The organism is Mucilaginibacter sp. GW821-FHT07H05 (assembly GCF_059418485.1).
Window position 1 is genome coordinate 531,223 of record NZ_JBWKPY010000005.1, and the last position, 6,859, is coordinate 538,081.

Here is a 6,859-nt window from a genome sequence, read left to right on the forward strand (position 1 = left end):
GTAAATTTTCCACATATTAACGATTGTTAATAAACTGTGTGGAAAAAGCTATATTATTACGATAGCTAAAACTAAATATTCATCAGATTATACATAGCTGAAAACGAGGATTATGAAGTTTGAAATGTTAAAAGAAAAATCGTCCATCATCAAAGTTATTGGTGTTGGCGGTGGTGGCGGGAACGCGGTGAACCACATGTACAAGCAAGGTATAACAGGCGTTGATTTCATTATCTGTAATACCGATGCGCAGGCTCTGGAGTTAAGCCCTATCCCCAACAAAGTACAGTTGGGCGCAAGTTTAACCGAAGGAATGGGTGCGGGTTCAATCCCCGAGGTGGGCAAAAACTCGGCTATCGAAAATATCGATGATATTAAGCAAATGCTGGGCGTTAATACCCGTATGCTGTTCATTACTGCCGGTATGGGCGGTGGTACAGGTACAGGCGCCAGTCCTATTATTGCTAAAGCAGCCCGCGAACTGGATATCCTGACCGTAGGTATTATCACTACACCTTTCAGCTTTGAAGGCAAACGCCGTAAAATGCAGGCCGACGAAGGTTTGGAAGAACTGAAGAAATATGTGGATAGTTTCCTGGTGATCAGTAACGACCGCCTGCGCCAGATCTTTGGTAACTTAACCCTGGGTTCGGCATTTGCGCAGGCTGATAATATCTTAACCACGGCCGCCAAAGGCATTGCCGAGATTATCACACTGCCCGGCTATATCAACGTGGACTTTAAAGATGTGCGCACCGTAATGAAAGACAGCGGTGTATCCATTATGGGTAGCAGCGCCGCCGAAGGCGAGAACCGCGCACTGAAAGCAGTGGAAGGCGCTTTGGCATCGCCATTGTTGAAGGATAACGAAATTGAAGGCGCGCGTTATATCCTGCTCAATATCAGTTCGGGCACGATGGAAGTAACCATGGACGAGGTAAGCATTATTACCGATTACATACAGGAAGAAGCCGGTTTAGCTGCCGACCTGATATGGGGTAATTGCCAGGACGATTCGCTGGGCGAAAAGCTATCGGTAACTATTATTGCTACCGGTTTCCAAACTAAGGACGAACGCGAGAAAGAACAAAGCACCAAACGTGTGGTATCAATGCTGGTACCCGACGATAAGGCCGCGCCATTGGTACGCCCTGTTAACGAGTTTATTACCCCGGTTGCGCCTCCTGCCGAAGGATTTGCTACCGAACCTTATATGAAAGGCAGCGAGCCGAAACAACAAACCGGTTTATTCGACCTGTTTGCACCATCGGCCGGTGCTGCTGAAGTTGAAAATAACGATACCGTGAAATTTAACTTATCCGAAGAAGAGCCGGTTGCCCAGGCGAACGAGCCCGATTTTGGCGAGTTTACCTTTAAGGTATCGGACAGCATGATGGAGTTTGAATCGTTTAAGGAAGAGGCATTAGCCGAGCCTGAACCGGAGCCGGTGCAAGCCCCTGTTGCCGGCGCCGACGACCATAAAACTGCCGAAAGCGTGGAAGAGCAAATGCGCAAAGCCCGCGAGCGGATTATGCGCCTGAAAGACCTGACACTGAAAAACCGTAACGGTAATATCCAGGAGCTGGAAAATGTGCCTGCTTATAAACGTAAGGAAATAGCGTTACAGCAAACCCCGTCATCATCAGAGAGCGAGATCTCAAGGTTCTCCTTATTATCTGACGATGAAGGTAATACCGAAATTAGAAGGAATAATTCGTTCCTGCACGATAATGTTGACTAACCATCAATAAACCTTGATTAAACCGAAAGCCTTTGTATAACTATACAAGGGCTTTTTTGTTATAACCTATAATAAAAAGTTATAGCCTTGTAGTGGCCTGCTTTAAAGATTATATTTGTATATTGGAAATTTAATAGAGTAAGCATTTTGGATTTATTTGATAAAATATCAAAAAACATGGGCGGGCCGCTGGGCCAGCATCAAAAATGGTCGCATGGGTATTTTTCGTTCCCTAAATTGGAAGGCGAAATAAAACCGCATATGATGTTTAAAGGTACCGAGCACCTGGTTTGGAGCCTGAATAATTATTTGGGACTGGCCAACCACCCCGAAGTGCGAAAAGCCGATGCCGAGGCTGCTGCCGAATTTGGCATGGCTTATCCAATGGGCGCACGCATGATGTCGGGCAACTCCACTCATCACGAAGAATTGGAAACCGGACTTGCCGAATTTGTAGGTAAGGAAGATGCTTTCTTATTAAATTACGGTTACCAGGGTATGGTATCAATTATTGATACATTGGTTGACCGTAACGATGTAATTGTATACGATGCCGAATCGCACGCCTGTATTATTGACGGTGTACGTTTGCACATGGGCAAGCGCTTTGTATATCAGCATAACGATATGGAAAGCTGTGAAAAGCAACTGAAAAGCGCAACCCGCCTGGCCGAACAAACCGGCGGAGCCATCCTGCTGATCACTGAAGGTGTATTTGGCATGTCGGGCGCGCAGGGTAAACTAAAAGAGATCATCGCGCTGAAAGATAAATATAATTTCAGGTTACTGATTGATGACGCGCATGGTTTTGGTACCATGGGCAAAACCGGCGCCGGTACACACGAGGCACAGGATTGCATGGATGGCGTTGATGTGTACTTTGGTACCTTCGCTAAATCAATGGCCGGCATTGGCGCTTTTGTAGCTGCCGATAAAACCATTGTTGATTACCTGCGCTACAATATGCGGTCGCAAACCTTTGCCAAGGCCCTGCCTATGCCAATGGTTATCGGCCTGAAAAAACGCCTGGAACTGCTGCGTTCGAAACCCGAACTGCGCGAAAAGCTTTGGGAAATAGCCAATGCCCTGCAATCCGGCCTACGTGAACACGGCTTTGATACCGGCGTTACCAACAGTATGGTTACCCCCGTATTCCTGAAAGGTGATTTGCAGGAAGCCACCAGCCTGATTATGGACATGCGTAAGCGATTCCATATTTTCTGCTCTATTGTGGTGTATCCGGTTATCCCTAAAGGCTTAATTTCATTAAGATTGATCCCAACCGCGGTGCATACCCTCGAGGATGTAGAGCGCACCCTAATAGCTTTCAGTGATATTGCTGAGAAGCTAAAAGCAGGTTATTATAAAGAAGAAAAAATGGCTGTAGCGTAAGGTTGCAGTGAATTGATATTTTAAAGGCTATTCAACAATGTTGGATGGCTTTTTTTGTTATCTCATATCCTGCCGAACTTGTTTCGGCACCCCACAAGACGGTAACATAGCGGGATATTGGGCTACCAATCCTATGCCCCAGAGGGGCTACCTGTTTGTAGAAAAGTTTAAAAAAGCGCCAATGCCCCGTAGGGGTTACCCTCTCATCGTCAATCGTACGGTTTGGGTAGCCCCGATGGGGCATGTAATATCGGGTTGATTTATTGCTACAAACAGGTAGCCCCTCCGGGGCAAGAAGTTTTATCAGATTACCGCATCCCCAGCAACAACTCCGCGATAGCGATATCCTCGGGATAGGTGATCTTGATATTCTGGTAACTGCCTTCGCAAATGTGGATCGGTGTGCCGGCTTTTTCAACAACGCTGGCATCATCGGTAAAGCCTTCATTAAACTCCTGCAAATACGCTTTCTTTAGCAAGCCCGATTGAAAGGTTTGCGGGGTTTGCACCAGGTAGATCTCATCGCGCAGCAAACTTTCCGATAACCCGTTGCGCAGGCTGCGTACCGAATCGCGGCTTTTAACGGCCACTACGGCGTTACCGTATGCGGCAGCTTGCTGGTAGGCATTGTCTATAATATCCACGCCTGTTAACGGTCGTACAGCATCCTGAACGGCTACCAGGCTGTTATCATCAACCAAATCCAAGCCTCGTTTTACCGAATGGAACCGCGTCTCGCCACCATCAACAAGGGTATGGGAGATGGTAAAGTTATGCTCGGTACATAACTCCTGCCAGTAACTGTGATAGTTGGTGTGCAATACCACAATAATTTCGGGCCGATAGCTTGACGCGTAAAAGGCCTCAATGGTATACATCAGCACCGGCCTGCCATTCACTAACAGGAATTGCTTAGGCACTACAGCCTGCATGCGCGTGCCGGAGCCGCCGGCTACTATAATGGCGTAAGTGGAGATGTGGGTATTGAGATTTGAGATTTGAGACATATCGAATTACAAACAAATCTAAAACAAAAATGTGAGACTGGTCACCCTGTCTCACATCTCATATCTAACCTCTCACATCTAAAATATTAGATGATCAGCATGGCATCGCCATAGCTATAAAAGCGGTATTTCTCTTTAATGGCTACTTCGTAAGCGTTCATCACGTGGTCGTAACCGCCAAATGCGCAAACCATCATCAACAGTGTTGATTCAGGCGTGTGGAAGTTGGTGATCATCGAGTTGGCAATGCTAAACTCGTACGGTGGGAAAATAAATTTGCTGGTCCAGTCGTTAACCGGTTTAAGCGTACGGCCGGCCGATACAGCCGATTCAACCGCGCGCATAGAAGTTGTACCCACAGCACAGATGCGTTTTTTGCGCTCAATACCACGGTTCACAATATCCGCTTGTTTTTGCTCGATGATGATCTGCTCCGAGTCCATTTTGTGCTTGGTCAAATCCTCTACCTCAACCGGGCGGAAAGTGCCTAAGCCTACGTGCAGGGTAACCTCGGCAAACTCCACACCTTTCAGTTCAAGGCGTTTCATCAGTTCGCGGCTAAAGTGCAGGCCGGCGGTAGGGGCGGCAACAGCGCCTTCGTGCTTGGCAAAAATGGTTTGGTAGCGCTCCTTATCTTCGGCAGTGGCTTTGCGTTTAATGTATTTTGGCAGCGGGGTTTCACCCAGGATCTCAATGTTGCGGCGGAATTCCTCGTCGGTACCGTCAAACAAAAAGCGGATGGTACGGCCACGCGATGTAGTATTGTCTACCACTTCGGCAATCAGCAGGTCGTCATCGCCAAAATATAATTTGTTGCCAACGCGTATTTTACGGGCCGGATCAACCAGCACGTCCCATAAACGCAGTTCCTTATTCAGTTCGCGCAGTAAAAAAACTTCAATAGTAGCACCAGTTTTTTCCTTGTTACCGTACATACGGGCCGGGAAAACCTTGGTGTTGTTCAGGATCATTACGTCCTTGTCATCAAAATAATCCAAAACATCTCTGAATATTTTATGCTCAATTTTACCTGAATCCTTGTGTAAAACCATTAAACGTGCTTCATCACGACTGCCTGCCGGGTTATGGGCAATCAGCGATTCGGGTAAGTTGAATTTAAATTGAGATAATTTCATGTTTGTTATTTAAATAAAATTTTAGCGGGCAAATGTATGAATTTTTAACTAATATTAAACGGATAAACCCCATGTTTGTGTGGCGATTAGGTCATAATAAATAAAATTGCTAAAAGCTGTAACCAAAGGGGCCATTAGGTGTCTAATTTAAACACGGCATGATATTTTTAAAACTCTTTAGGGAAAGCTTTTTGTTCGCGTTTGATGCGTTGAGGCAAAATAAGCTGCGCACCATGTTATCCCTGTTGGGGGTAACCATTGGTATTTTTGTAATTATATTCGTTTTTTCGGCTGTTGATACTTTGCGGAACAACCTGCAAACCAGTATTGATAAGTTAGGAAGTAACAGTATTTACATCCAAAAATTTCCCTGGATGATGGATGGTGATTCGCCGTGGTGGAAGTATATGCAGCGCCCTACCCCAAACATGCGCGATTATCAAAAGCTGAGCGACCGCTCGCAAACCGCACTTGGCGTAACCTACCAAATTGGTATTGATAACCGTACCATAAAATATAAAAGCAATTTTGTGGAGAATGCCCGCATTAGCGCGGTTAGCTTCGATTATTACCTTACCCGCAATTTCGATCTGCAAAACGGGCGCTACTTTACAGAAAGCGAATCGCGGACAGGTGCGCCGGTGGTGTTAATAGGTGCCGATATAGCTACAGGCCTTTTCCCGTATGAAGACCCGGTAGGGAAGCGTATTAAAGTGATGGGCCGTTACGTAACTATTATTGGGGTATTTGCTAAAGAGGGCGAAAGTATGATAGGTATGACGGCCGACCAGCAGATACTGATGACGGTAAACTATGCCCGTAATATTATTGATATACAAAGCGACAGGTATAACGCGCAGGTGGTGGTAAAAGGTAAAAATGGTATCACCGAAAACGAGGTAGAGAGCGAACTGAAGGGATTGATGCGATCCATCCGTATGTTAAAACCGGGGCAGGAAGATAACTTTGCCCTTAATAAGGCCACCATATTATCAAACGGATTAGATCAGCTGTTTGGCTTTGTAAACATAGCCGGTTGGATCATCGGCGGTTTTTCGATACTGGTGGGTGGTTTTGGTATTGCCAACATCATGTTTGTATCGGTTAAGGAACGTACCAATATTATAGGTATCCAAAAATCATTGGGTGCTAAAAATTACTTTATCCTGTTACAGTTTTTAATTGAAGCTATTATCCTGTGCCTGCTTGGCGGCCTGATAGGGCTGGGGTTTGTTTACCTGCTCACGCTGGCCATCAAAGCCGGGGCCGATGTAGCCATTGTGCTGGATGTAAGCAACATGGTATTAGGTATTAGTATATCGGTAACTATAGGGATCATATCAGGCATTGTACCCGCCTGGTTTGCCTCCAAACTGGATCCGGTAGAAGCGATCAGAACTAATTAGGCGTTACGCTATGCTGTCATTTGCTTCGCGTCATTGAGTCATTACGCTGCGCGTCATTGAGTCATTACGCTTCGCGTCATTGGGTCATTAATGGGTAGTGAAAAAATGCCGCAGGCATTTTGACCCAATGACCCAATGACCCAATGACCCAATGACCCAATGACCCAATGACCCAAT

The 6,859-nt window shown here is 46.0% G+C and carries 5 protein-coding genes; 3 read left to right on the plus strand and 2 right to left on the minus strand.

The features are described from left to right. Positions 1 to 112 precede the first annotated feature (112 nt). Positions 113 to 1,741, plus strand: coding sequence for a cell division protein FtsZ (gene ftsZ / locus AC07M6_RS16400; protein ID WP_494891236.1), 1,629 nt, complete (start codon positions 113 to 115; stop codon positions 1,739 to 1,741). Positions 1,742 to 1,888: 147 nt separating this feature from the next. Next, a complete protein-coding gene (locus AC07M6_RS16405) occupies positions 1,889 to 3,133 on the plus strand; it encodes an aminotransferase class I/II-fold pyridoxal phosphate-dependent enzyme (RefSeq protein WP_494891238.1) in 1,245 nt (414 codons plus the stop codon). A 308-nt stretch (positions 3,134 to 3,441) separates the two neighbouring features. Here the strand turns inward: AC07M6_RS16405 and AC07M6_RS16410 are convergent, their stop codons facing one another. Together AC07M6_RS16410 and queA are read right to left on the minus strand one after the other, a co-directional pair. Next, entirely contained in the window at positions 3,442 to 4,140 is a 699-nt protein-coding gene (locus tag AC07M6_RS16410; RefSeq protein WP_494891239.1) for a 2-C-methyl-D-erythritol 4-phosphate cytidylyltransferase, read from the minus strand. Between the two features lie 86 nt (positions 4,141 to 4,226). Then, the gene (queA, locus tag AC07M6_RS16415) at positions 4,227 to 5,276 is read right to left on the minus strand and encodes a tRNA preQ1(34) S-adenosylmethionine ribosyltransferase-isomerase QueA (RefSeq protein WP_494891240.1); all 1,050 of its coding nucleotides are present in this window, start codon (positions 5,274 to 5,276) and stop codon (positions 4,227 to 4,229) included. A 158-nt stretch (positions 5,277 to 5,434) separates the two neighbouring features. On the opposite strand from queA, the gene AC07M6_RS16420 reads away from it, so the two are divergent. Further along, positions 5,435 to 6,682, plus strand: coding sequence for an ABC transporter permease (locus AC07M6_RS16420; RefSeq protein ID WP_494891241.1), 1,248 nt, complete (start codon positions 5,435 to 5,437; stop codon positions 6,680 to 6,682). The last annotated feature ends 177 nt before the right edge of the window (positions 6,683 to 6,859 follow it).